Source organism: Paraburkholderia sediminicola (genome assembly GCF_902859805.1).
GTDB lineage: Bacteria > Pseudomonadota > Gammaproteobacteria > Burkholderiales > Burkholderiaceae > Paraburkholderia > Paraburkholderia sediminicola.
Map to the genome: position 1 here is coordinate 280368 of NZ_CADIKC010000001.1, position 25667 is coordinate 306034.

Here is a 25667-nt window from a genome sequence, read left to right on the forward strand (position 1 = left end):
AAAAGTGGTGTGGTCAGGTAGCGGCAGGAATCTGGTCGAGGAAACCGGTCACCGCCTGCAGGCGGCCGTGCGCGTCGAGCACGCCGAAGTCGGATCCCTTGACGATTGCCTCGCCGGCCGGCGTGGTGAGTGCCCACGAAAAGCGCAGGCGGTTCGCGAAACCGTCGACTTCCGTCGTGCGGTGAAACGTGTGATGGGGGAAGCGTTCATGCACGGCACGGATCATCGCGTCGATGCCGTCATGGCCCGCGCCTGCCAGCAGCGGATCGCGATAGTCGGCATCGGCAGTCCATGTCGCGGCGATCAGTTCGCGGCGGCGCACTGCATCGGTTTCATTCCATGCGTCGAAATAACGGTCGATCAGATCGGTATGCGCATTCATCTCAGACTCCTTGATTGGCATGACTGAGCACTACGCTCGGCAGACACGTTGTATGCGGCGGGCTCGGAATGAAGATTGACGGCTGGAGCGCAGCGCGTCGATTACGTGGGAGGTAAGCATCTGGATGCACCGGCTTGAGGAACTGCGCCTTTTTGTCCACCGGATCGGCCGTCCGGCTGAATCGTCACCAGCTGCGTCAGTCGTTAACCTCAAGGTTGGGGGGTGCGCAGCGTTGATTCGCGCCTGGCGTGCCGCAGCCTAGGGCAACGTCCTGAATGAGCTACGCATTCAAGGGTGCTCCTACGCTTTCTCGGATATTCCCGGGTATTGCGGTGCATTTCCGGGTATTCCATTACCTGTCAGGTAATGGATCGCTAACGCGCTTTGGCTATCATCGGCAACATGAACACACTCTCTCTTGCACAAACCATCCCGTCGAACAGGCCGACGGCAAGCCGCACGGTCGGCGATCTGCTGCGCGAATGGCGGCAGCGGCGAAGAATGAGCCAGTTGCTGCTTGCCGCCGAAGCCGATATTTCAACGCGGCATCTGAGCTTCGTGGAATCGGGTCGTGCGGTGCCCAGCCGGGAAATGGTGATGCACCTGGCCGAGCGGCTCGACGTGCCACTGCGCGCGCGCAATGCACTGCTGATTGCGGCGGGTTATGCGCCGCTGTTCCGCGAACGCCCTTTGACTGACCCGCAGTTAGCCGCCGCACGCGAGGCAGTTGAGTTGGTGCTCAAAGGTCACGAGCCGTATCCGGCTCTCGCGATCGATCGTCACTGGACCATCGTTGCCGCGAACAATGCGCTTGCGCCGCTGCTTGCAGGCGCAAGCCCGGAGCTTCTGAAACCGCCGGTCAATGCGATGCGACTGAGCTTGCATCCGGAAGGCATCGCAGCGTCGATCGTCAATTGGCATGCCTGGCGCGCGCACGCGCTATCCCGGCTCCAGCGCCAGATCGACGTAAGCGGTGACGACACGTTGAGCGCACTGCGCGACGAACTCGCCGCCTATCCCGCTCCGCCCGGCGCGCAAGCGGCCGACCACGACGACACCGCCGGCAATCAGATCGCCGTGCCGCTGCGCTTGCGCACACCGATCGGCGTGCTGTCGTTCTTCAGCACGACCACGGTGTTCGGCACACCGGTAGATGTCACACTGTCGGAGCTTGCTATCGAGGCCTTCTTCCCCGCCGATCAGGAAACCGCGGCGGCGTTGCGCGAGTTTGCCGCGAGCCAGCGCGCCGAAGGCCAAGGATCTGAAGCCGTGAAGCCATAGCAGAACCGCTGATCCGCATAAGCCCGAGGAGCAACATCGAAGGCTGGGTTGTTCACACTTGCAGCACCATGCAAACCACACGGAGAAACATACTTGATCAACAGCGCCCTACTGGTCCGCCAACTCGGTCTGGCCGACCGCGACGCCTACTTCCAGCTTCGCCTGCGCGGACTGAAGGCGCATCCGGAATCGTTCGGTCAAAGCTACGAGGACGCGGTGGCCAAGGGCGCCGCGCGGCACGACGCGATGCTGGAAGGCACACGCGCGGCCGAAGGCGATTTTTTGCTCGGTGCGTATGAATCGGCTGATACGCCATTGATCGGCGTGGTGGGATTGCTGCGTAACCAGAGCGACAAGGAACGGCACAAGGCCTCCGTCGTCGGAATGTATGTCGCACCGGAAGCGGCGGGCCGCGGAGTCGGGCGCGCCCTGCTCAATGAGTTGCTGGCGCGAGCGGCGCAGATAGAAGGTCTAAGGCAAATCCAGCTGATGGTGGGTAGCCGCAATGAGGCGGCACGCAAGCTCTATGAGTCGCTTGGCTTTCGCAAATATGGTTGCGAGGTCGACGCGTTGAACGTCGGCGGTGTGTTTCACGATGCTGATCTGATGGCGCGCTTCATGTAACAGCATTCGGGCGCCGTGCTGCAACGCGCGATCCGTGCTATCTTTTTCAATCACCTTTCCGCTGCACCAACCCCGAAGCGGCTCATCCGCCGCCTTCGGGCTATCTCCGATTTGCCGCTCGCCAGTCAAACACCATGTCCGATCTTGCCACTTCGCTTCCGCGCGTCCCACGCCGTTTCGACATCAATCCGAAACCGCTAGGCGCGGCACTCCTTCTAATCGCGCTGGGCGCCGTCTATCTGGCGCAGACCGTTAGCGGCCGCCAGGCAGCGCTCTACATCGTCGGCACGCTGCTGGGGTTATCGCTCTATCACGCGGCGTTCGGTTTCACCTCCGCGTGGCGAGTCTTTATCGCCGACGGCCGCGGCGCGGGTCTGCGCGCCCAGATGCTGATGCTGGCGCTCGGCGTGTTGCTGTTCTTTCCCGCGCTCGCCGCGGGTACGCTGTTCGGACGGCCGGTAGTCGGCCTCGTCGCGCCGGCCGGCACGTCCGTGCTGGTCGGGGCCTTCATGTTCGGCATCGGCATGCAGCTGGGCGGCGGCTGCGCGTCCGGCACGCTGTACACCGTGGGCGGCGGCAGTACACGCATGATCGTCACGCTGGCGGCGTTCGTCATCGGTTCGGTTGTCGCCACCGCGCACATGCCGTTCTGGACCGCACTGCCGTCTCTTAAACCGCTTTCGATGGTGACCACGCTCGGGCTGGGCTGGGCGATCGCGCTGAATTTGCTCATGTTCGCCGCGATCGCGGCGCTCACCATATGGGTCGAACGGCGCCGCCATGGCCGGCTGATCGACGAGCCTCAGCGTCCGGCCCACGCGTCGCCCTGGCTGCATGGCCCGTGGCCGATGTTCGTCGGCGCAATCGCTCTGGTCCTGCTCAACTTCGCGACGCTGGCGTTGTCCGGTCGCCCATGGGGTGTGACGTCGGCGTTTGCGCTGTGGGGCGCCAAGCTATTTGCCGCACTGGGTATCGATGTGGCCAATTGGCCGTATTGGGCCGCTCACGCCAACGCCGGCGCACTGGCCGCCCCTGTTACACATGACGTCACCACGGTGATGGACATTGGCATCATCCTCGGCGCCATGACGGCCGCCGCGCTTGCCGGCCGTTACGCGCCGGTCTGGAAGGTGCCGGCCCGCTCGCTGATCGCGGCGGTGGTCGGCGGGCTGATGCTCGGCTACGGAGCCCGTCTGGCCTACGGTTGTAACATCGGCGCCTATTTCAGCGGCATCGTGTCAGGCAGCTTGCACGGCTGGCTGTGGCTGGTCGCCGCCTTCGCCGGCAACGTGCTCGGCACCCGCCTGCGCCCGGTGTTCGGCCTCGAAGTCGAACGGGTCCGCGCAAACGGTTGCTAGAAGTTACAAATGCGGCCTCGTTTGTAACTGGGGCCGCATCCACTTGTTACACGCCTGATTTGTCCCCACAGCAGCGTCAATGAACGGTATTTATTACTTTCAATTGGGCTCGCTTTCTATTTCCTTTCTGATTCAGTCCTGATTTTCCGGTTCTCCACCGGTTACATATCATTGCTCGGATGAATAACTCCGACGCCCGCCACACAAGGGTTTTCATGGATCAGACGAAATTCTCAGGCGGCAAAAAATCCGCTAAGCATCGTCTATTACAGGACTGTGAAAGACTTACCGAAATTTGATGTATCTTTTTGAGATATTTTTTTGAGAGGGGATTGATTTCTTGTTTTGCCCTTCATACAATTCGTCCCAAGCTGTTACGAAATGTAACGCGATGTATCAAAAAGTCGCGATCTGTATCAGGTGGTGACATGTAGCCGGAGGACAACGTTTCCGGCGAGGCATAAAAGACATAACGGCAAAAAAAGCCGACTTAGTAATTCGGGGCTTCGGAAAACAGAAAATGGACCGTAGCAGCGAGACGCTGGATTCAATCCGCGAGATCAACTTGTCTTACATCATGCTCGCGCAACGTATGTTGCGTGAGGACAAACCGGTCGGCATGTTCCGACTGGGACTGTCGTCGGAACTGGCTGATTTGCTTGCCGGGCTGTCGCTCGCGCAGATCGTCAAGCTGGCCGCTTCCGATCAGCTTTTGTGCTTCTTCCGCTTCAACGACCACTCGATGTTGTCGGCGTTGACGCAAACGACGAAGCACGCAGCAGTTGCACCGACTCACGCGGCGATCCTGCTTGCAGGCCAGCCTGCTGAGCAGTTTGCTTAATCGAGGTGACCGCGATGCTCAAGCGTAGCCTGACGGAAGACGCACAAGAAGTATTCCGTGCCATCGCGCTGATTGAACTCGGCGCGCGCATGCAGGTGCTCGAAAGCGAGTTGACGCTTTCGCGTGACCGCATGATCCGCCTGTACCGCGAGGTCAAAGGTGTATCGCCACCCAAAGGCATGCTGCCTTTCTCGGCAGACTGGTACATGACGTGGCTCGCGAACATCCACGCGTCGTTGTTCTACAACACGTACCTGTTCCTGAAGAACGAAGCGCGTTGCTCGCACCTGGACGCGCTGACCAAAGGATATCGGCTGTATCTGGAACATTGCCAGCACAGCGACTCCGAACCGGTGCTGGATCTCACGCGGGCATGGACGCTGGTGCGTTTCTTCGACGCCGACATCCTGCAGCTGACCAAATGCTGCCGTTGCACCGGCAAGTTCGTCGCGCACAAGCACGACCTCCAACACAACGTGGTGTGTGGCGCATGCCAACCGCCATCGCGCGCCGGCAAGACCAAAAAGGCGGCCGCCGCTCGTCAGGAAGCGCTCGAAGCAGCGCAGATCGCGCAAGCCGCCTGAGTTAAGTGGAATCGATGAGGGCCGGTCCAGCCTGATTCGAACCGAAGCACCTTGGAAAAAGTCCGCCATCCCGCGGACTTTTTTTTGTGTGGTTTTCGTCCAGGCACGGGGCATGGGACACGGGGCATGGGACACGGGGCACCTCACATCTAACAGCCGATGCCACCCGCTACTCCGCTACCTCTCGCTACTGCATCAGTCCACCAGTCCCACCGTCTGCACCACCAGCCACAGGTTCGCCGCACTGATCACCACGAACAGCGACCAGGCGAGGAGCCGCGTCGGCAGTCGGTTGGCGAATTCGCCCATCAACGAACGATCGTTGGTCATGCGGATCAGCGGATAAAGCGCGAACGGCAGTTGCAGGCTTAACACGACCTGGCTTGCGACCAGCAATTTGCCGACTGCACCGTTGCCCATCATCTGCACACCAATCAGCGCCGGAATCAAGGCGAGCGCCCGCGTGATGAAGCGCCGCTGCCAGCACGGAATTTTCAGCTTCAGGAAGCCTTCCATGATGACCTGCCCCGCCACCGTGCCGGTGAAGGTCGAACTTTGCCCCGAGGCCAGCAGTGTGATCGCGAACAGCACTGCCGCGAAACCGGTGCCGACGATTGGCGCCAGCAGCTTGTACGCGTCTTCGATTTCGGTGACCTGATTATGGCCGGTCGCATGGAACGCGGCGGCGGCGAGAATCAGGATCGCCATGTTGATCAGCAGCGCAATGATCAGCGAGACAATCGTATCGATGCGCGACATGCCGATCGCCGAGCGGATGCTGGCCGAATCACGTTTAACCGCGCGGGTCTGCACGATCGACGAATGCAGATAAAGGTTGTGAGGCATCACGGTCGCACCGAGAATGCCGATCGCCAGATACATCGGCTCGCGGCTGCTGAGTGCCTGCCACGAAGGAATCAGTCCTTGCGCGACCGACGGCCAATGTGGCTTCACCAGCGCCAACTCGATGATGTAGCCGACGCCGATCGTCGCGATCAACCCAAGCATGATCGCTTCAAGGTCGCGAAAATTCTTGCCCTTCAGGCCGAGCACGATCAGCGTATCGAACGCAGTCAGCAACACGCCGGTGGTCAGCGAACATTTAAAGAGCAGATGGAAAGCCAGCGCGCCGCCGAGCACTTCGGCCAGATCGCAGGCCACGATCGACAGTTCGGCAAGCAACCATTGAAAGCGCGCGACACCTGGTGAATAACGCAGTCTCGACAATTCCGCGAGATCCCGCCCGGTGGCGATGCCAAGACGCATGCTCAGACATTGCAGCGCCATCGCCGCCAGACTCGACAGCATGACGACGAACAGCAGGCTGTAACCATAACGCGAGCCTGCTTCGATATCCGTGGCCCAGTTGCCAGGGTCCATGTAGCCGATCGAAATCAGCAGGCCTGGCCCCGCGAATTGCAGGATTTTTTTCCAGAACGGCGCGCCTTGCGTGACGGCAACCGTGCCTTGCACCTCGGATGGGCAAAATGGCGCCGTTGCGGTGGTCGGTAATTTGAACTGCAAGCCGGTGATCTCTTGAAGGGGATAAACCGCGACGCCTCATGCAGGCCGCCGCGAACCGCCTCAAGTGTACAAAGAAACTTCCGGCAATGTCCCGCTTAACGCATAACGGCCGACGTCGCGTACGCGATAGTCGAGTGGATCGTGCAGCGTATGCACGCGAGCGTTGCGCCAGAAGCGGTCGAGCGCGAGCGGCGCGTGGGTGGCGCGCGCGCCGCAGGCATCGAACAGTTTTTCGCTGACGTCGAGCGCGGCGCGGTGCGCGACGATTTTCGCCTCCGAGGTGGCGAGCGCTACCTGTGCACGAGTTTCGGCGTCCAGAGCGGGGCCTTGTTGCCATGCGTCTTCGAGTGCGTAGGCGGCACGCACTGCCAGTGCTTCCGCGCTTACCGCCTGCAGACGCATCTCGCCGAAGCGCTGGATCAGGTAGGGATCGTCGGTGGCTTTTTCGACGCCCGAGGATATCCACGGTTTGCCGTACTGTGTGACGTACGCGCGTGCTTCTTCAAGCGCACCCTGCGCGATGCCGACGAACAGATTGATCAGCACCTGCTGCGAGATCAGCGTACGCAGGCTCGCGTATGACGTGTCGGCCCGCTCCAGCACCTCGTGCGGTTCGACCTTGACCTGCACAAAGGAGACGCTGCCGCTATCGGTTTGCCGCTGACCGATTGGATTCCAGTCTTCGTGAACGGTAATGCCTTCACGCGTGGTCGGCACCACCGCGAACACCGCTTTGCCGGTAACCGGATCGTGTCCGGAAACCGTCATCATGTGCGAGCCGCGCGTGCCCGAACAAAATCCTTTCTGCCCATCTAAAAGATAGCCACCGTCGCTGGTTGCGCTTGCAACGAGTCGCGTGTCGAGCGGATTGACTGCATTGCCCCACCACCAGCGATTTTCCACGGTGCCGCCCAGATAGCGGGCACGTTGTTCCGGGTTGCCCCATACATTGACGCTGACCACCTGCAGGCACGTGAAGCCCAGCAGATGCGCGAGCGCACTGTCGACCCGCGCGATCTGACGGATCGTCTCGTAGATCTCGGGCCAGCGCGTGCCGGAACCGCCGAATTCGCGCGGCACGGCGAGTGTGAGCAACCCCGCGTCAGCGATCCATTGTTTTTCCTGCGCGGCGTGGCCGCCGTCGCGATCGCGCTGAGCCGCGCTGGCACGCAACGCATCGAGCAAGCCGGTCAGGTCGCGCACCACAGGCGCAGCACCGGTTTTCAGCGATTGCAGCGCCCCGGGATGTCGAGGTTCGTTCATGCAATGTCCACTTGAAGAGGTTTGACGAGCGGGAGTCTCGTTGCGCCCAGCGTCGTAAATAACATGATAGACGGTGGCGTCGGCGCTGAAAACGTGGGCCGCAAGCGCGTATTCGTCATGCAAATAGCGGTCGAAAGGCGACAATCATGCGCGTTGTGCAAGCCGTCGCACGAAGCGGTCGCCGACGAACTGCACAGCCGTCACAATCACGATCAGCAAGACGATCACCGTCACCATCACGGTAGTATCGAAACGTTGATAGCCGTAGCGGATCGCCAGGTCACCGAGACCCCCGGCGCCCACCGCGCCCGCCATGGCCGAGGAACCGATCATCGCCACCACGGTAATCGTGAAGCCGCCGAGAATGCCCGGCAGTGCTTCAGGCAGCAGCACATGCCAGATGATATGCCGGCGCTGCGCGCCCATTGCCTGCGCGGCTTCGATCAAACCGCGGTCCACTTCGCGCAAGCTCACTTCGGCTACGCGCGCAAAAAAAGGAATCGCTGCGATGCTGAGCGGCACGATGGCAGCCCATACGCCGATCGTCGTGCCGATCAGCAAACGCGTGAGCGGCAACAGGGCGACCAGCAAAATGATGAACGGCGTGGAGCGGAATGCATTGACGAGTGCGCCGAGTGTGCTATTCACCACACGTTTTTCAAAGATGCCGCCGCGCGTGGTGGTGACCAGCACCAGTGCAAGGGGAATGCCGATCAATGCCGCGACGAAGGCCGATACGCCGACCATGACGATGGTGTCGCGAATGGCATCGGCGAGTTCTGAGAGCCAAAGATCAGACATAGCCGAGGACCTCGACATGATTGGCATAGTGACGTGCACGCTCGAGCAGCGTCGCGATCTGCTTTTGCACCGTGTCATCCCTGTTCGCGCGCACTTCCGCCGACACCACCAGACGCCCCTGCGCATGCCCCTGAATCCGGTCGATGCCGCCATGCACGAAACTCACGCGGCTACCTTCAATGCTCAATGCAGCCGTCAATCCGCCCAGGTCAGGCTCACGCGCATCGCTGCCGGTGAAGCGCACGTCGAGCAGAATCTGCGCATCCGTCTGCACGATCTCGTGCAACGGTTTGACGCGCGCGGCGAGATCCGCTGGCAGATCATGCACCAGCGTGCGCAGCAACGCGCGCGTCGCGTCGTGCTGCGGGTCGCCGAATACACGCCACACCGGACCCGCCTCCACCACTTCACCACGCTCGATCACGGCCACCGTATCGCAGACCTCGCGAATCACCTGCATCTCGTGCGTAATCAGCACGATGGTCAGGTTGAGCCGCTGATTGATATCGCGCAGCAACGCGAGAATGGCTTGCGTCGTTTCAGGATCGAGTGCGGAGGTTGCCTCGTCGCACAGCAGAATGTCCGGGTCAGTCACGAGGGCACGCGCGATCCCGACGCGCTGTTTCTGGCCGCCGGATAAACTCGCCGGATAGGCATCGCGTTTGGTCGACAGGCCGACCAGTTCGAGCAACGCGTCGACCTTTTTGTCGATCGCAGCTTTTGGCGCGCCAGCGATTTTGAGCGGCAACGCAATGTTCTCGCGCACCGTTTTGGCGGAGAGCAAATTGAAATGCTGGAACACCATGCCGATACGCCGCCGCAGCGTGACCAGCCCGCGTTCGTCGAGCTCGCCGACGCTCACGCCATTCACACGCACGGCGCCCGAACTCGGCTTTTCCAGACCATTGACGAGCCGCAGCAGCGTCGATTTGCCTGCGCCGCTTCGTCCGATGATGCCGAACACTTCACCACGCGCCACCCTCAAAGTGACGTTCGCCAGCGCCGCGCTCGACACACCGCGCGAGTTGGCGAACACCTTGCCCACGTCGTCGAATACGACAACTTCCTGCGCGGCATCGGCCGCATCACGATTCACGGCGAGGGACGGTGCGTCTTCAATGAATTGCGGCACGTCGAAAAGATGAGCCATGGCTTCGTTCCTCTCAAGCGTCCACGGTGGATCGCGCGCCGTTCTGCGCAACGGGTGTATGACGCCGATGCTGCGCGCCGGCATGCACCTCAGGCAGTCGTGCCCTGCCGCCGCCGAACAGCTTTTCACGCAGCGTCGGCGCCGGGTCGTAATCTTCCTTGTAGACGCCGCGATTCTGCAATTCCGGCACCACCAGATCGACGAAGTCTTCGAACGATTCGGGCATGACCGTGCGCGTCAGATTGAATCCGTCAACGCCCGCCTCTTCTATCCACGACACCAGCTCGTCCGCGATCTGCTGCGGCGAGCCGACTACCGGCTTCGCGCGGCCGCCGAGCGTCATCTGTTCGAGCACCTTGCGTTTGGTCCATACGCCGCTCACGCTCTTCTTCGAAATCGCTTCAACAGCCGATTGCATCGATTCGGTCTTCACATACGAAATCGGTTCATCCAGCTCGTACTGCGAGAAGTCGATGCCGGTCGAACTGGAGAAATGCGCAATGCCACCCTCGGCGCTCGCATAACGCCGGTACTCTTCGAATTTCTCCTGCGCGGCGCGTTCTGTTTCGCCGACTACAACGGTGATGCCGGCAAAGATCTTGATATCGTCCGGCGCGCGGCCGAAGCTGACCGCCCGTGCGCGAATGTCGTCGACAATGGAACGCGTGAGCTGCTTGTTCTGGCCGCCGACAAACACGCATTCCGCGTGACGCGCCGCGAAATCGACGCCCCGGCTCGACGAACCCGCCTGATACAGCACCGGCGTGCGTTGCGGCGATGGTTCGCTCAAATGAATGGCGTCGATCGAATAGTACGGGCCGTCGTGTTTCACGCGATGCACCTTGTCAGGGTGCGAGAAGATACGCGCCTCGCGATCGCGCACCACCGCATCGTCTTCCCAGCTTTGCTCCCACAGCTTGTAGACCACGTCCATGTAATCGTCCGCGCGATCGTAACGGTCGTCGTGGCTGATCTGTTGTGCGAGACCCATGCCACGCGCCGCGCTGTCCAGATAGCCGGTGACGATATTCCAACCCACCCGGCCCTTGGTCAGATGATCCAGCGTCGACATGCGGCGCGCGAAGAGATACGGCGGCTCGTAAGTCAGATTCGACGTTACGCCGAAGCCGATATGCTTCGTCACGTGCGCCATCGCGGGCACGATCAGCGACGGATCGTTGATCGGAATCTGCACCGATTCACGCAACGGGGTGTCCGGACCACCCTGATAAACGTCGTATACGCCGACGATATCCGCGAGAAAGATCCCGTCGAACTTGCCGCGCTCGAGCGTTTGCGCGAGGCTCGTCCAGTAGTCGAGGTCGGTGTAATGCGCCGAACGGTCGCGCGGATGCGTCCACAGACCATGATTGATGTGACCGACCGCATTCATATTGAACGCGTTCAGTAGGATCTTTTTCTTCGCCATCGTGCGGCTCCTTGCTGGTTGCAACGTTGCTAGCGGCGTGCCTTACCAGGCGACGGCGTAGAGACTGCCGAAGGCTTTGTCGAGCGCGGCGCGCACAGCGGGCGAATGCTGGTAGATCGAGATGAACTTGCGGATGCGCGGATCATTTGCGCTTTCCGGACGCACCACCCACTGGATCGCGTAGTTCCTGTTTTCCAGGCCGTCGAACAACAATGCGCTGTTCGGATCGGTCGTGCCCGCGAGCTTGATGAAGCTCGGGTAGCCCTGGGCGAGATCCACGTCGTCGAGCGAGCGGGCCAATTGCGAGGCCTCGAGCTGAACGATCTTCAGGTGCTTCGGGTTGTCGATGATGTCGAGCGTCGTGGCGCGATAGTCGATGCCCGGCGTCAGCTTGATCAGACCGGCACGCTGCAGCAGCAACAGACCACGGCCGCCATTGACCGGATCGTTAGCGATGGCGACGGTAGCGCCGTCTTTCAATTCATCGAAGCGTTTGATCTTTTTCGAATACAGACCGATCTTCATGATCGTGCCCGGGGCGATTGCGACGAAGTTGTAGCCGCCCTGCTTCTTTGCGTTCTCGAGAAACGGGATGTGCTGGAAATAGTTGACGTCGATATCCTTGTTGGCAAGCGCCGCATTCGGCGTATTCCAGTCGGTGAACTCGATGATCTTCACGTCCAGCCCTTGCTCCTTTGCTTCGCGCGCGGCGACTTTAAGCGCCTCGATTTGCGGGCTGGTGGCGATGCCGATTTTCAGCGTGGGCGTGTCTGCCGCGAACGCGGGCGTAGCGGACAACGACAGCGCGAGGCCGAACGCGCCGAGGAACGTCAGCGTCCGCGCCTTGAAAAAACGCCGTGCAGTGCTCAGAGAAATACGCATGGTGAACTCGTTAGGAAGGGGGCGTAGTGTGTTTCGAGGCGAGCCGGTCCCGCGGCACGCGGGCAGGCGCGCCGGAATCGGTCGAACAATGGAAAATTTGCAGCGCGCGGTTTAACCGGCGCGCAGCAGCGATAGAACGCGCGAGCGGATCAGCGCGGACAGCGGCAGGTCGGACAGGTCATCGCCTCTCTCCAGATGAGGTGCGAATCATCATAGACGGCGGGAAACCGGCGGTCTACGAACGGATTTTTGGAAGGAAAGCGGGAAAAATGATTTGGGGCTCGCCCCATGGAGCTGACGTAACACGTCACCAAAGAAAAAACGCCGGGCCACGCTTTAGCGCGACCCGGCGTTCTTCGCCGACCAACAAACCAAAACTCTAGCGCTTCGCCACCTGCTCCGCCGACGCAGAAGCGGACGTAGAAGCAGACGCAGCAACCGCACCCGATGCCGGCGCAACCGCCCCCACCGCCTCGTCGCCCGCCGGCTTCACATCGCCCCAGCCGCCGCCCAGCGCGCGAATCAGATTAACCGTCGCCACCGCCTGCGTGCCCGACAGATGGCTCGCCTGCAGTTGCGATGTCAGCACCTGCCGCTCGCCGTCGATCACATCCAGATAGCTGACCGCGCCTTCCGTGTACTGCGTGCGCGACAGATGCGCCGCGCGTTGCGAGGCCACCACCGCATTGTTCTGCTCGCGCATCTGATCGTCGAGCAAACGCAGATCGGCCAGGTTGTCCTCGACCTCACGGAACGCCACCAGCACCTGTTGACGATACTGCGCGACATCTTCGTCATACTTCGAGCGAGCTTGCGCGAGGTTGGCCTTGCGGCGTCCACCATCGAACAGAGGCACAGTCAGCGCGGTGCCGGCTAACGGCCCGAGGAGGAACGCGCGGCTCGACCACATGAACAGATCGCCGAGCGTCGCCGACTCATACCCAAACGCGCCCGTGATATCGAGCTTCGGGAAAAATGCCGACTTCGCCAGACCGACTCGCGCATTCGCCGCCATCATCGCCCGCTCCGCCGCCGAAATGTCCGGCCGACGTTCGAGCAGCGCCGAAGGCAAACCTGGTGGCACACGCACCGTCACTGGCGCGAGCGGCGCTTCCGCGAACGAGAAATCCGCCGGCGGCTTGCCGAGCAGAATCGCGAGACTATGCTCGGAAGCGGCGCGCTGGCGCGCCACGCCCACAGCATCCGCACGCGCACTCGCCAGTTCGTTGCGGGAGCGCGAAACATCCAGCTCACCGATATCGCCTTCCTTGAAACGACGCTCAACCAGCTTCAGCGTGTCCTCGCGCAACGCCACGGTACGGCGGTACAGATCCTGATCCGTGTCGAGCTCACGCAACTGGAAGTAGTTCTGCGCGACGTCGGCCTGCAAGGACAACTGGACCGAGCGGAACAGCGCTTCACTTTGTTGCTCGTCCGCACGCGATGCATTCACGTTCGAACCAACCCGCCCGAACAGATCGGTCTCATACGAAGCGCCCACCTGCGCGCGCCAGATCGTGCCCGTCGTACCGCCCGCGCTATCCGGCTGCAATTGCGATGCCGCCGACGCCCGTTCGCGCGTCGGGCCAAAGCCCCCGTCGAACTTCGGGAACCAGTCCGACTTCGCCGCCTGCGTCACCGCACGCGCCTGTTGCACGCGTGCCGCAGCCGCCTTCAAGTCCTGATTCGCGGCAGCCGCCTGCTCTTCCAGCGCGTTCAACTGCGGATCGCCGAAAATCGTCCACCATTCGCCGCGATGCGCGTCGTCGGCGGGCTGAGCCTGCTTCCAGGTGCCCGTGTCCTGCGCCGATGCGGCGGAGGTAGCCGAGGTAGCCGACGCGCCGGACGCAGCCGATGCAGCAGCCGGCGTTTCCTTGAACGCAGCCGGTGTATCCACCTCCGGCCGCTTATACGTGGGCTCCACGGAGCAGGCCGCGAGCAACGCCAGCAGCAAACCGCTGGCAGCCGCTCTGCCCCACCCGCTTAAAGATTCAAAACGATTCATTTTTATTTTCTCCTCAGGCTTCCGTCGCCGGCGCCCCAAGGTGCGGCGCGTCTTTCTGCGCGACGTGAATCGTCCCGCCCGCCAACGTACGCAGCACCACATAGAACACAGGGGTCAGCATCAGGCCGAACAGCGTCACGCCGAGCATGCCGAAGAACACCGCGATACCCATCGCATGACGCATCTCCGAACCCGCTCCGCTCGACAGCACCAGCGGCACCACACCCATGATGAAAGCGATCGACGTCATCAGAATCGGACGCAGACGCAAGCGGCTCGCCTCGATTGCTGCAGCAAGCGGCGTACGCCCGTCATGTTCGAGTTCGCGAGCGAACTCGACGATCAGAATCGCGTTCTTCGCCGACAGCCCCACCAGCACCATCAAACCGATCTGCGTGAAGATGTTGTTGTCGCCACCCGTGAGCCACACACCGGTGAGCGCGGACAGCACGCTCATCGGCACGATCAGGATCACCGCGAGCGGCAGCGTCAAACTTTCATACAGCGCGGCCAGCACGAGGAACACGAGCAGCACGCTGATCGGGAACACCCACAAACCCGCATTGCCGGCGATGATCTGCTGATACGTCAGGTCGGTCCATTCGAGCTTCACGCCATGCGGCAAGGTTTCCGCCGCTACGCGTTCGGCCGCGGCTTGCGCCTGGCCCGATGAGAAGCCCGGCGCCGGACCACCGTTGATGTCGGCAGCCGTATAGCCGTTGTAGCGCACCACCATTTCCGGACCATACGTAGGCGTCACCGTCACCAGCGACGACAACGGCACCATATCGCCAGCAGCATTACGCGTCTTCAGTTGCAGGATGTCGTCGGCACGTTGACGGAACGGCGCGTCAGCCTGCACCCGCACCTGATAAACGCGGCCGAAGCGGTTGAAGTCGTTCACATACAGCGAGCCCAGATAGATCTGCATCGTGTTGAACACGTCCGTGACCGGCACGCCGAGTTGCTTGGCTTTCACGCGGTCCAGGTCGACGTTCAATTGCGGCACGTTGATCTGATAGCTCGAGAACGTCGGTCCAAGTTCAGGCGTTTGTGCCGCTTTCTTCACGAATGCTTCCGCAGCCTTGTTCAACTCTGCGTAACCCACCGCGCCGTGATCCTCCAACTGCATCTTGAAGCCGCCGAGCGTACCCAGACCCAGCACCGGAGGCGGCGGGAACACGGCCACGAACGAATCCTTGATCGCACCGTACTGCTGGTTCAACGCGCCAGCAATCGCACCGGCCGAGAGCTTCTTGTTGCCACGCTCCTTGAAAGGCTTCAGCGTGACGAACACGATGCCCGCGCTTGAGCTATTGGTGAAGCCGTTCACCGACAGGCCCGGGAACGCCACCGCGCTTTCCACGCCCGGCTGCTTCAAGGCAATCGCGCTCATATCGCGGATCACCTTTTCCGTGCGATCCAGCGATGCACCGTTCGGCAATTGCGCAAACGCAATCAGGTATTCCTTGTCCTGCGCCGGTACGAACCCGCCCGGCACGACGCGCGACATCAACACCGTTGCGCCCAGCAGGATCGCGTAGACCGCGAGCATCGCACCTTTACGGCGCAGCACGCCTTTCACGCCACGGCCATACTCCGTCGAACCGCGATGAAACACCTTGTTGAAGCCCTTGAAGAAACGGCCCAGCACGCGATTCATCACACGCGTCAGGATGTCTTCCTTCGCGCCGTGGCTGCGCAACAGCATCGCGGACAACGCCGGCGACAAGGTGAGCGAGTTGAACGCCGAGATCACCGTCGAGATCGCGATGGTCATCGCGAACTGCTTGTAGAACTGACCCGTCAGGCCGGTCATGAAAGCGAGCGGCACAAACACGGCAACCAGCGTCAGCGCGATAGCGATAATCGGCCCGCTCACTTCCTGCATGGCCTTATACGTCGCGTCGCGCGCACTGAGCCCGCTTTCGATATTCCGTTCGACGTTCTCCACCACCACGATCGCATCGTCCACCACGATCCCGATGGCTAGCACCATCCCGAACAGCGACAACGCGTTAATCGAGAAGCCGAACGCCAGCAGCAGCGAGAACGTACCGACAATCGACACCGGTACTGCGATCAACGGGATGATCGACGCACGCCACGTCTGCAGGAACACGATCACCACGATCACCACCAGCGCGATCGCTTCGAGCAGCGTGTGAATCACCGCCTCGATACTCGAGCGCACGAACTGTGTCGGGTCATAGACGATCTTGTACTCGACGCCTGCCGGCATGTCTTCCGCCAGTTCCTTCATTGCGGAGCGAACCTGGTCGGAGATCGCGAGCGAGTTCGCGCCCGGCGCCTGGTTGATAGCGAGCGCCACAGCGGGTTTGTTGTCGAGCAGCGAACGCAGGCCGTATTCCGACGCCGCCAGTTCGACGCGTGCGATATCACGCAGGTACGTCACGCCGCCGTCCGGCGCGGTCTTGACGATGATGTCGCCGAATTCGCCCTCAGTCTTCAAGCGGCCACGCGCATTCACCGACAACTGCAGTTGCGTGCCCGGCACCGAAGGCGATGCGCCGATCACACCGGCTGCCACCTGAATGTTCTGCTCACGGATTGCGTTGACCACTTCGGTCGCCGTCAAACCGCGCTGCGCGACTTTCTGCGGATCGAGCCAGACGCGCATCGCGTAGTCGCCCGAACCCCACAGCTGCACCTCGCCGACGCCCTGAATCCGCGCCAACCGGTCCTTGACGTTGAGCAACGCGTAGTTGCGCAGGTACGTCATGTCATAGCGATTGTTCGGCGAGATCAGGTGGACCACCATCGTCAGCGTCGGCGAACTCTTGATGGTCGTGATGCCAAGCCGTTGCACGTCTTCCGGCAGGCGCGGCAGCGCCTGGTTGACGCGGTTCTGCACCAGCTGCGTCGCGAGATCCGGATTAGTGCCGAGCTTGAAGGTCACCGTCAGCGTGAGATTGCCGTCGCTATTGGCTTGCGACTGCATGTACAGCATGTTCTCAACGCCGTTGATCTGCTCTTCAAGCGGCGCCGCAACGGCCTCCGCGATCACTTTCGGATTGGCGCCCGGATATTGCGCATGCACCACCACCGAAGGCGGCACCACTTCCGGGTACTCCGAAATCGGCAGCTTGAAGAGCGAAATGATGCCCCCCAGCAGGATCAATACCGATAGCACACCGGCAAAGATCGGTCGATCGATGAAGAATTTGGATATGTTCATGGGAAGCTCTTAACGTTGGAGCATGCGCCCGCTACGGCCCGTCAACATGACTGGCCAAGCGCAGCGCACGAGGCTCACGAATTCTTGTCCGCTGCTTTTGCTCGCGTCTGCGCAAGCGGCGCGCTGTTCGGATCCTGATCGGTGGTCATCGGCACCATGTGAGCGCGCACTGCATCGCCCGGGCGCACGCGCTGGATACCGTTCACGACGATCCGGTCGGTTGCCTGCAAACCGCCCTTGACGACGCGCAGGTTGCCCTGCATGCCGCCCACTGCGATTTCCCGGTACACGACGTGGTTGCTCTGATCGACCACCAGCACGAACTTCTTGTCCTGATCGGTGCCCACCGCGGCGTCGTCGATCAGCAGTGCCGGATGCGGCTCGCTGCCGCCGACCTTCACGCGCGCATAGAGGCCCGGGATCAATGCACCGTCCTGGTTATCGAAGCGCGCACGCACCCGGATCGTGCCGGACGACGTATCCAGCCGGTTGTCGACGGATTCGATCGTGCCGCTGCGCGAGTAGCCGCTTTCATCCGCCAGCCCGAGATCCACCGGCACCTTGCTGCCATCCTTCGCGCGGCTCAGATACTGCAGGTAGGTTTGTTCGTCGACGTCGAACGATGCGTAGATCGGCGAAACCGACACCAGCGTAGTCAGCGGCGCCGAGCTTGCGCCCGCCGACACCACGTTGCCCACCGTGATTTCCGCACGCGAGACGCGACCCGACACCGGCGCAACGATCTTCGTGTAGCCGAGATTGATGCGCGCGGTTTCCACAGCGGCTTGCGCGGCCTTCAGGTTGGCGCTCGCTTCGCGCGCGGCGTTCTGCTTCTCGTCGTAGTCGCGCTTGGCGATCGCGTTGTCGGCGATCAGGCGTTGCGCACGCTCCCAATCGCTTTGCGTATAGCCCGTGCGCGCTTGCGCCGCCGCAACCTGCGCTTCGGTGCGATCGACTTCGGCCGCGTACGGACGCGGATCGATCACGAACAGCGTGTCGCCCTTCTTCACGAGGGCGCCGTCCTTGAAGTTGACGGACACGATCGTGCCCGGCACTTGCGAACGGACGTCCACTTTTTCGACTGCTTCGAGACGGCCCGAATACGTTTGCCAGTCAGTGATGGTCTTTTGCACCACGGTGGCCACATCGACTTCCGGCACGATGGTCGGCGCAGCAGGCGAGCTCGCGTCGACGCGGATCGCGCCAAACGTACCCAGCCCGGCCACCACGATGACGGCTAGCACGGCAATCGCCACACGGCGACGGGAAAGAGGAAGGATAGTCATGAGAAGCTCCCGGTATCGTTGATTAAAGTTTTGCTTATTGGTGTCTCAGCGATGGGCGCGTGCATCGAAGCGCCACTGAAAAAATCGCACCGCTTCCTGCAATGCGGGCGGATGGTCGGCCAACGCGGCGTGCGAGACGCTGGGATAGCGGACCACCTGGGTCAGCACGCCCGCGTCGATCAGACCGCTCGCGTATTTCTCCGCTTCCACATGCAGCACGTCGTTTTGCGCCGTCGCGATCAGCGTGGCCGGCAGGCCCGCGAGGCGCGACGATTCGAGCGGTGCGGCATACGGATGCATGCGTTGCGACGCTTGCGGCAGGTACGCGCGATAACACGCCGCGCATTCCTTCGCCGTGATATCTGAGCCGAGGCGCTTTTCGTCGCCGAGGCGCGTCAGACTCGGATCGAGCATCGGTCCGAACAGCGCTTGCGCCGCAATGCGCACGTCGCCGCGATCACGCGCGATGAACGCGAGGCAGTTGGCCAACTGCCCGCCTGCATCGTGGCCCGCCACGCCAACCTTCTTGCTGTTCCCGCCGAACGCGCGTGCTCGTGTCTGCACCCACAATGCCGCGCGATGGGCGTCTTCAGGCGCCGCCGGAAACGGAAACTGCGGCGCCAGCGAATAACCTACCGAAACGACCAGCGCCGGTAAGTGTTCTGCGAAATACCGGGCGGCGAAGTCCGCCTGATCGATCGAACCCTTGGTAAAACCGCCACCGTGGAAGTAAAGCAATACCGGCAGTGCGGTTTTCTGTGCCTGGCGGTACAAACGCAACGTAATGTCCTGTGCGTGCCCTTCGATCTGCACGTCAGTGACGTCGAGTGCCGTGCTGTCAGCTTGTGCCGGGCCGCTGCCGGCGGGCACAAACGAGTACGGCGGTTTAAATGCATCCATGTCGAGCCGCGCAATGCGCATAGAACTTCAATGGTGCGAATTGTGGGTTCGGCAGACTCGTAAATAAATGCCTATAATCCGGCAACACAATTCGGCGCCCCTGAACAATCGAACGCGATTGCTCTGCGGATTCGATTCCTGCTCAGTGCGCCCGCCCCTTTCTGGAGGTTTGCAATGGACCGGCTTCAGGCCATGCAAGTGTTCACGCGCGTCGTCGACACCAACAGCTTTACCCGCGCGGCGGAAACGCTCGATCTGCCACGCGCATCAGTTACCACCATCATTCAGAACCTCGAAGCGTTCCTCGGCACGCGCCTGATGCACCGGACCACGCGGCGTTTGTCGCTGACGCCGGACGGCGCGGCGTATTACGAACGCTGCGTGCGCATCCTCGCGGACGTCGAAGAGACCGAGGCCAGCTTCCAGAGCGGCAATAAAAAGCCGCACGGCAAGCTGCGCATCGACATGCCGGGATCGATCGGGCGTTTGCTCGTGATCCCTTCGCTGTGTGAATTCCACACGCGTTACCCGGACATCGACCTGCAGCTCGGATTGACGGACCGGCCCGTCGATCTGCTGCAGGAAGGCGTGGATTGCGTGGTGCGGGTGGGCGCGCTACAGGATTCCTCGCTGGTGGCGCGCCGTATCGGTCTGTTCGAGGGCGTGACATGCGCGGCCCCCAGCTACATCGAGCGAGCGGGCATGCCGACTTCGCTCGAAGACCTCGAGAATCACAAAGCAGTCAATTATTTTTCGAGCCGCACGGGGCGCACGATCGATTGGGCCTTCATGGTTGATGGCAAAGAAATTGAAGTGAAGATGAAGAGCATTGTGTCGGTGAACGACGCCGATGCTTACGTAACGTGTGGTCTGGAAGGCTTCGGCCTGTTTCAGCCGGCGCTCTTCATGGTGTTGCCGCATCTGCGTTCGGGTCAGCTGGTTGAAGTGCTGCCGGAGCTGAAACCTTTGCCGATGCCGATTTCCGCAGTCTATCCGCACAGTCGGCATCTGTCGCCTAAAGTCCGTGTTTTCGTAGACTGGATTGCCGAGCTGTTCGACCGCTGCCCGTTGTTGAGCGGACGTGGCAGTCTCGATGCGACGTGCACGAAGCGTACTTTCGAAGAACGCGAATCTGCTCCGATGCTCGACACGCCGGTGATAACAGAGTGGGTTGCCTGATTCGCGCGAGTTGAAGTACAGATTTTGGAAAAGTGAATTTCAACCGCGGCTCTAATGCCGCGGTTTCCCTGCAGTAACCGGATAACGCGTGCGTTGTCGCGATTGTTCTAGATTCGCGACAATTCATTTCGCGAAAGTGCGATTTATCCGCCTCACCTCGAAGTCTACATTTCACCCTGTCGCAGCGCCGCTCGTGCTGCAAACGAATCGACAGGAGTGAATCATGAAGCGCAATCTCTTAGCAGGTCTGGCTCTTTCGCTGCTTGCCAGCGCACCGGTGTTTGCTCAAAGCAACGGTGGGGGCATTGGGCATGCCGGTACATACCAAACGTTACCCACGCCGACCACTGTCGGCAAAACCCGTGCTGAAGTTAACGCCGAGCTGGTCGCGGCGTATCGCGATGGTTCGCTGCCTGCGTTGAATCGTACGTCGTATCCGAATAAAGGTCTGATTGGTCAGACGCAGGCTGCGCGTATTGCATTGCAGGAAGGGACTGGTGGCGACGTTACGCGTGTCGCCAACGGGCAGTAAGGCAAATGCGCCGCGATGATTCGGTTTCCAAAAGAAATTTTCATCGCGGTGGGTTGTTTGCACTCTTTATAAAGGAGCATGTTATGACACCGTCTGAACTTGATGATTGGGATGTGGATGTGGGGGTGTGGGTGCCTTATCGGGCGCCGCAGCGGTAAAGGTTTTGCTTTTTTTCCTTTGTGGCGCTTGTTTGTCCGTGTTCTTAGGGCTTTGGCCTTTCCTTGTTTTGTTGGTGGTCTATTAGCGTTCCCCCTGTGCGGGGGGCACCTACTTTTCTTTGCTTGCCGCAAAGAAAAGTAGGCAAAAGAAAGCGGCTCAAACCACTCCTGCTAAGTGGGTACCGTGGTTTACACAGGGTAGTGGTGCATCTGGAATCCGTGCTCTCCCACGTTCCGTGTTAGTGACAAAGGACTCATCCGCTCCCACTCCGCACGACGTGCGTCGCGGACGGGTTTGCATGGGAAACCGCCGGCTTCGGTTGAGGTACTGGGGGCCGTCGGCTTCGCCTCGGCGACGCACCTCTGCCCCCACGCGGGAACCCGGCCTCAAATGATATGGCGGGATCCCGTAATCACGGTCACGACACGGGTGCGGTTGCAGGTGCAGTTGCGGTTGCAGGTGCCGTTGCCGTTCCAATCACAATCGCCATCGCGATGGCAATGGCAATGGCAATGGCAATGATGAGGCCACGGCCTGATGGCTACGCGTGAACGCCAAAACGCAGCGAGTGGTTTTATGAACGGCTCTTCGGCGCGCGCAGCGCCGCCGGAAGTATGACGCCCTTGTCACTGGCGCAAGCAGGTGCACGAACACAGATTCCAGATGCACCACTACCCGTAGCAGACCACGGTGCCCACTTAGCATTAGCGGTTTAAGCTGCTTTCTCTTGCCTACTTCTCTTTGCAGCCGGCAAAGAGAAGTAGGTGCCGCCCCGCACAGGGGCAACGCTAATAGACCACTAACAAAGCAAGGAAAGGCCAAAGCCCTAAGAACAAGGACAGTCCCCTAAAACCACAACCAAATGCCGCCGCCAAAGGCAAAAAACCTACCTCTTAGGCACCCCATCCCTCCACTCCCCCCAATGAGCAGCAATATCCTGCACAAGCGGATTCCCTGACCTGAACAGGTTCTCAATAGCAATCGTAAAACCCCCTTGCGCAGCATAGTTAAGCAGATTATCCGCACTAGTCTGCCCATCATATGGCCGATCAAAATCAGACCCAGCCCGCAGCACCGCAACGCGATTCAAATCAACCTTATGCACTGAGGCCGCGCGCTTAAGCGCCTCATACGTCGCGTTATCCTCCTGCTGCGTCGTGCAATACACACCATTGCCATCCGTCAGGATCTTGGTCCAATCCCGCGCGCGCTGCCCAAGCAGCGTGCCCGACCACCAGGTGTCGCCGGCGAGCGTGTCGCACTGAATGACAGCAGGCGGCCGATTCGCCGGCGCATACGAATACTTGGCCCGCGCAGCCTGCGCCTGAGCGTTATCGGACAACACAACGCTACGCGACAAGGCAAACGCCGTATCGGCTAGCTGGGTATTCAACTGAAACACCTCCGTCCGATAGTCGAGCGGCGGCTTGGCCGTCGGACTCGTGGTGTTGATCCCCAGGTATCCGGTATTCCAGCCAGGCGGAATCTCCCGTCCATCGATCTCCCACTGAATCCCGAAGTCGACCAGGTACTTCGCCCATGCGGCGGATCCCACCGTGCCCTGCTGCGGATCGATCCCGGCAATCCCCGCCACCATAAAGTACGTACGTCGCAAATCGAAACGCGACGAAAAGGTCAACGCCATGATCGATGCAGCAGCGTTGCTATGCCCCATGCCAGTCGTCATGACACACACGTCCTGCTTATTGCAATGAACCGTCGGGTAGTCAGGCGATAAGCCATCGACCGTAATCTCGCGCCATGGACCAAGCCGATCAAGCCATACCTGCCCTTCCGGCCCGAACATCGAAATGATCATCACCTTGACTGGCCGCCCGTGCGAGCCGCCGTCGCCTTGCGAGAAACCGTCGTTATCGTCCGCGCTGGCAGGGCCGGATGTGAAGGCGGCGCAGGCCGCGAGTGCAATGACGGAGATTGCGCCAAGTGTGCGAGTCAGCATCGTGATCCTTCCTTTTTGCTTGTGATGCAGATTGGGAGAAAGGCCGCTTTCAAGCCGAAAGAAGTATAGATGCGAAGAAATTATTTTCCACTACGTATTGCAGCAATTCGCCCGCCTCGGTCGAACTCCACCGAGCCGTGCGTTCGGTTGCCCTTCCAGCACGTCAACGCGTCCGTTCCTATAATGGGGGGTCGTCAGCACGCACCGCGTTTGTGCACTTCAACACAGGAGCACCTCGATGGACTATGTGAAACTGGGCCGCACCGGCCTCGATGTATCGCGTCTTTGTCTCGGCTGCATGAGTTACGGCGTGCCCGCTCGCGGCACCCACCCCTGGTCGCTCGACGATGAAGCGGCGCGTCCCTTTATCAAGCAGGCGCTCGACCACGGCATCAATTTCTTCGATACCGCCAACGTTTACTCGGACGGCACCAGCGAGGAAATCGTCGGCCGCGCATTGAAGGACTTTGCGAAACGCGACGAGATCGTGCTGGCCACCAAGGTGAATAGCCGCATGCATCCGGGCCCGAACGGTGCGGGTTTGTCGCGCAAGGCGATCATGGCGGAAATCGACAACAGCCTGAGGCGACTCGGTACGGATTACGTCGATCTGTATCAGATCCACCGCTGGGACTACGACACGCCGATCGAAGAAACCATGGAGGCGCTGCACGATGTGGTGAAGGCCGGCAAGGCGCGCTATATCGGCGCGTCGTCAATGTATGCGTGGCAGTTCGCCAAGGCATTGCACGTGGCTGAACGCAACGGCTGGACGCGCTTCGTGACGATGCAGAACTACGTGAATCTGCTCTATCGCGAGGAAGAGCGGGAGATGCTGCCGCTGTGCGAAAGCGAAGGCATCGGCGTCATTCCATGGAGCCCGCTGGCACGCGGACGCCTGACGCGTGACTGGAACACTGAAAGCGCACGCTCGGAGACCGACGAGTTCGGCAGCACACTGTACGCACAGACCGAAGACGCAGACCGCCGGATCGTGGAGCGCGTCAGTCAGATTGCGAAAGAACGCGGTGTGCCGCGTGCGCAAGTCGCGCTAGCCTGGGTGTTGCAGAAGAAGCCGATCACCGCGCCTATCGTCGGTGCGACCAAGCTGCATCATCTCGACGATGCGGTCGCAGCACTTTCGTTGAATCTGACTGCGGACGAGATCCGTCAATTGGAAGAGCTGTATGTGCCGCATGCGGTGACCGGCTTTAAATAAGCGGCCAATGCACCGGCCAGCGGACGCGAAAGTATGGGTCTTCCCAAGCGGAGACACTGGCGCGATCCGCTGGCAACCGACGAATCGCACATATCCCCGCCAGCGCGGCAACGCATCAAACCCGCGGCACGTCCGGTTCGAAAAACACCCAGCGCACTTGCGGAAACGCCGCCTGCAAGTCCGCTTCGATCACATTGATCGCGTCGACCATCGCGCGGCCGCTCGCGTAATCGATCATTTCCGCCTGCACCGCCACCACCACGTGGCGGCCCCACTGCAGCGTAATCATGTTGATGATGCTGCGAATCTCGGAGCGGCCGCGCAGATGCGTCTCGATCGCGCGGCGCACTTCCGGGCTCGCCGATTCGCCGACGATCATCGACTTCACTTCGCGCGCCACCAGCCACGCGATCACCATCAGCAATACACCGACGCCGATGGAGCCCAGTGCGTCATAGACGGGATTGCCGGTCACCATCGTCAGCAATACGGCGACAAAGGCGATTGCAAGACCGGCCAATGCGGCAATGTCCTCGCCGGCCACCACCAGCAGTTCGGACTCGCGCGTTTCGCGAAACCAGCGCCACAGGTGTTTGTCGGGATGCGATTTGCGAATCTCCTTCACCGCCCCCAACAACGAAAGCGTTTCGAGCACCACCGAAACGCCCAGTACGACGAGCGCCACATAGGCATACTGCAAAGGCTCGCGCGCGAATAGACGATGCACGCCTTCATACACCGAAAACGCGCCGCCCACAAAAAACAACAGCAAGGCCACCAGCAATGAATAGAAATTGATCTCGCGGCCACTACCCATAGGATGCAAGGGGCTCGCCGGCTTGCGCGCCTCACGCAGGCCGAATAGCAGCAACAACTGGTTACCGCAGTCGGCGGTCGAGTGAATGGCTTCAGCGAACATCGAGCCGGAACCGGTGAACGCAGCAGCAGCGAACTTGCAGATGGCGATGCCGAGGTTGGCGGCGAGCGCATAGAAAATAGCTTTCGGCGATTCTTCTTTCATCGTCGTGGAGAGGGTCCGTGAGTTTGCAGAGCGCTTTCGGTTGGCAATAGTTCGTATTATGGACATGCCAGGTGACATGCGTCCAACC

General features: G+C 60.9%; 21 protein-coding genes. 8 read left to right on the forward strand and 13 right to left on the reverse strand.

Annotated features, from left to right (window positions below; translation table 11 throughout):
* Positions 1-13 precede the first annotated feature (13 nt).
* On the reverse strand, positions 14-382 hold the full coding sequence (locus R8871_RS01270; protein WP_175048685.1) for a nuclear transport factor 2 family protein: 369 nt from the start codon (positions 380-382) through the stop codon (positions 14-16).
* Between the two features lie 402 nt (positions 383-784).
* On the opposite strand from R8871_RS01270, the gene R8871_RS01275 reads away from it, so the two are divergent.
* The 5 genes from R8871_RS01275 (at position 785) to flhC (ending at position 5070) form a co-directional block, all read left to right on the forward strand.
* Positions 785-1663: a helix-turn-helix domain-containing protein gene (locus R8871_RS01275; RefSeq protein ID WP_175048686.1), complete on the forward strand. Its 879-nt coding sequence runs from the start codon at positions 785-787 to the stop codon at positions 1661-1663.
* A 93-nt stretch (positions 1664-1756) separates the two neighbouring features.
* The gene (locus tag R8871_RS01280; RefSeq protein WP_175048687.1) at positions 1757-2287 is read left to right on the forward strand and encodes a GNAT family N-acetyltransferase; all 531 of its coding nucleotides are present in this window, start codon (positions 1757-1759) and stop codon (positions 2285-2287) included.
* Between the two features lie 134 nt (positions 2288-2421).
* Positions 2422-3645 (forward strand): YeeE/YedE family protein, encoded by a 1224-nt coding sequence (locus R8871_RS01285; RefSeq protein ID WP_175048688.1) that lies wholly within the window; start codon positions 2422-2424, stop codon positions 3643-3645.
* 520 nt (positions 3646-4165) lie between these two features.
* Positions 4166-4486, forward strand: coding sequence for a flagellar transcriptional regulator FlhD (flhD, locus tag R8871_RS01290; RefSeq protein WP_028194930.1), 321 nt, complete (start codon positions 4166-4168; stop codon positions 4484-4486).
* A gap of 14 nt (positions 4487-4500) precedes the next feature.
* Entirely contained in the window at positions 4501-5070 is a 570-nt protein-coding gene (gene flhC / locus R8871_RS01295) for a flagellar transcriptional regulator FlhC (RefSeq protein WP_054039111.1), read from the forward strand.
* Positions 5071-5265: 195 nt separating this feature from the next.
* On the opposite strand, the gene R8871_RS01300 is transcribed toward flhC, so the two are convergent.
* From R8871_RS01300 to R8871_RS01345, 10 genes are all read right to left on the reverse strand, one after another.
* Positions 5266-6594, reverse strand: coding sequence for an Nramp family divalent metal transporter (locus tag R8871_RS01300; protein WP_175048689.1), 1329 nt, complete (start codon positions 6592-6594; stop codon positions 5266-5268).
* 60 nt (positions 6595-6654) lie between these two features.
* Positions 6655-7857, reverse strand: a complete 1203-nt coding sequence (locus R8871_RS01305) for an acyl-CoA dehydrogenase family protein (protein ID WP_175048690.1) — start codon at positions 7855-7857, stop codon at positions 6655-6657.
* A 144-nt stretch (positions 7858-8001) separates the two neighbouring features.
* Positions 8002-8658: a methionine ABC transporter permease gene (locus R8871_RS01310; protein ID WP_120344862.1), complete on the reverse strand. Its 657-nt coding sequence runs from the start codon at positions 8656-8658 to the stop codon at positions 8002-8004.
* A complete protein-coding gene (locus R8871_RS01315; protein WP_175048691.1) occupies positions 8651-9808 on the reverse strand; it encodes a methionine ABC transporter ATP-binding protein in 1158 nt (385 codons plus the stop codon). The genes R8871_RS01310 and R8871_RS01315 overlap by 8 nt, the downstream gene beginning before the upstream one ends.
* Before the next feature lie 13 nt (positions 9809-9821).
* Positions 9822-11237, reverse strand: coding sequence for an LLM class flavin-dependent oxidoreductase (locus tag R8871_RS01320; RefSeq protein WP_175048692.1), 1416 nt, complete (start codon positions 11235-11237; stop codon positions 9822-9824).
* Positions 11238-11279: 42 nt separating this feature from the next.
* A complete protein-coding gene (locus R8871_RS01325) occupies positions 11280-12119 on the reverse strand; it encodes a MetQ/NlpA family ABC transporter substrate-binding protein (RefSeq protein ID WP_175048693.1) in 840 nt (279 codons plus the stop codon).
* 379 nt (positions 12120-12498) lie between these two features.
* On the reverse strand, positions 12499-14124 hold the full coding sequence (locus R8871_RS01330; RefSeq protein ID WP_175048694.1) for an efflux transporter outer membrane subunit: 1626 nt from the start codon (positions 14122-14124) through the stop codon (positions 12499-12501).
* A gap of 13 nt (positions 14125-14137) precedes the next feature.
* On the reverse strand, positions 14138-17323 hold the full coding sequence (locus R8871_RS01335) for an efflux RND transporter permease subunit (RefSeq protein ID WP_175048695.1): 3186 nt from the start codon (positions 17321-17323) through the stop codon (positions 14138-14140).
* 74 nt (positions 17324-17397) lie between these two features.
* The gene (locus R8871_RS01340; RefSeq protein WP_175048696.1) at positions 17398-18609 is read right to left on the reverse strand and encodes an efflux RND transporter periplasmic adaptor subunit; all 1212 of its coding nucleotides are present in this window, start codon (positions 18607-18609) and stop codon (positions 17398-17400) included.
* Positions 18610-18654: 45 nt separating this feature from the next.
* The gene (locus R8871_RS01345) at positions 18655-19509 is read right to left on the reverse strand and encodes an alpha/beta hydrolase (protein WP_093634909.1); all 855 of its coding nucleotides are present in this window, start codon (positions 19507-19509) and stop codon (positions 18655-18657) included.
* A 174-nt stretch (positions 19510-19683) separates the two neighbouring features.
* On the opposite strand from R8871_RS01345, the gene R8871_RS01350 reads away from it, so the two are divergent.
* Together R8871_RS01350 and R8871_RS01355 are read left to right on the forward strand one after the other, a co-directional pair.
* Positions 19684-20688 carry a LysR family transcriptional regulator gene (locus R8871_RS01350; protein WP_175048697.1) on the forward strand — a complete coding sequence of 335 codons (1005 nt, stop codon included), beginning with the start codon at positions 19684-19686 and terminating at the stop codon, positions 20686-20688.
* 223 nt (positions 20689-20911) lie between these two features.
* Entirely contained in the window at positions 20912-21220 is a 309-nt protein-coding gene (locus tag R8871_RS01355) for a DUF4148 domain-containing protein (RefSeq protein WP_175048698.1), read from the forward strand.
* Positions 21221-22265: 1045 nt separating this feature from the next.
* Here R8871_RS01355 and R8871_RS01360 read toward each other — a convergent pair.
* Entirely contained in the window at positions 22266-23339 is a 1074-nt protein-coding gene (locus R8871_RS01360) for a purine-nucleoside phosphorylase (protein ID WP_175048699.1), read from the reverse strand.
* A 238-nt stretch (positions 23340-23577) separates the two neighbouring features.
* On the opposite strand from R8871_RS01360, the gene R8871_RS01365 reads away from it, so the two are divergent.
* Positions 23578-24558 (forward strand): aldo/keto reductase, encoded by a 981-nt coding sequence (locus R8871_RS01365; protein WP_175048700.1) that lies wholly within the window; start codon positions 23578-23580, stop codon positions 24556-24558.
* Positions 24559-24673: 115 nt separating this feature from the next.
* On the opposite strand, the gene R8871_RS01370 is transcribed toward R8871_RS01365, so the two are convergent.
* The gene (locus R8871_RS01370; protein ID WP_175048701.1) at positions 24674-25579 is read right to left on the reverse strand and encodes a cation diffusion facilitator family transporter; all 906 of its coding nucleotides are present in this window, start codon (positions 25577-25579) and stop codon (positions 24674-24676) included.
* Between the last annotated feature and the right edge of the window lie 88 nt (positions 25580-25667).

Bases quoted from the DNA above. Each gene is read 5' to 3' on its own strand.
- R8871_RS01355 (WP_175048698.1), top strand. From the start codon at position 20,912: ATGAAGCGCAATCTCTTAGCAGGTCTGGCTCTTTCGCTGCTTGCCAGC.
- R8871_RS01330 (WP_175048694.1), bottom strand. From the start codon at position 14,124: ATGAATCGTTTTGAATCTTTAAGCGGGTGGGGCAGAGCGGCTGCCAGC.
- R8871_RS01365 (WP_175048700.1), top strand. From the start codon at position 23,578: ATGGACTATGTGAAACTGGGCCGCACCGGCCTCGATGTATCGCGTCTT.
- R8871_RS01335 (WP_175048695.1), bottom strand. From the start codon at position 17,323: ATGAACATATCCAAATTCTTCATCGATCGACCGATCTTTGCCGGTGTG.
- R8871_RS01275 (WP_175048686.1), top strand. From the start codon at position 785: ATGAACACACTCTCTCTTGCACAAACCATCCCGTCGAACAGGCCGACG.
- R8871_RS01370 (WP_175048701.1), bottom strand. From the start codon at position 25,579: ATGAAAGAAGAATCGCCGAAAGCTATTTTCTATGCGCTCGCCGCCAAC.
- R8871_RS01345 (WP_093634909.1), bottom strand. From the start codon at position 19,509: ATGGATGCATTTAAACCGCCGTACTCGTTTGTGCCCGCCGGCAGCGGC.
- R8871_RS01270 (WP_175048685.1), bottom strand. From the start codon at position 382: ATGAATGCGCATACCGATCTGATCGACCGTTATTTCGACGCATGGAAT.
- R8871_RS01360 (WP_175048699.1), bottom strand. From the start codon at position 23,339: ATGCTGACTCGCACACTTGGCGCAATCTCCGTCATTGCACTCGCGGCC.
- R8871_RS01350 (WP_175048697.1), top strand. From the start codon at position 19,684: ATGGACCGGCTTCAGGCCATGCAAGTGTTCACGCGCGTCGTCGACACC.
- R8871_RS01320 (WP_175048692.1), bottom strand. From the start codon at position 11,237: ATGGCGAAGAAAAAGATCCTACTGAACGCGTTCAATATGAATGCGGTC.
- flhD (WP_028194930.1), top strand. From the start codon at position 4,166: ATGGACCGTAGCAGCGAGACGCTGGATTCAATCCGCGAGATCAACTTG.
- flhC (WP_054039111.1), top strand. From the start codon at position 4,501: ATGCTCAAGCGTAGCCTGACGGAAGACGCACAAGAAGTATTCCGTGCC.
- R8871_RS01285 (WP_175048688.1), top strand. From the start codon at position 2,422: ATGTCCGATCTTGCCACTTCGCTTCCGCGCGTCCCACGCCGTTTCGAC.
- R8871_RS01340 (WP_175048696.1), bottom strand. From the start codon at position 18,609: ATGACTATCCTTCCTCTTTCCCGTCGCCGTGTGGCGATTGCCGTGCTA.
- R8871_RS01310 (WP_120344862.1), bottom strand. From the start codon at position 8,658: ATGTCTGATCTTTGGCTCTCAGAACTCGCCGATGCCATTCGCGACACC.
- R8871_RS01305 (WP_175048690.1), bottom strand. From the start codon at position 7,857: ATGAACGAACCTCGACATCCCGGGGCGCTGCAATCGCTGAAAACCGGT.
- R8871_RS01325 (WP_175048693.1), bottom strand. From the start codon at position 12,119: ATGCGTATTTCTCTGAGCACTGCACGGCGTTTTTTCAAGGCGCGGACG.
- R8871_RS01315 (WP_175048691.1), bottom strand. From the start codon at position 9,808: ATGGCTCATCTTTTCGACGTGCCGCAATTCATTGAAGACGCACCGTCC.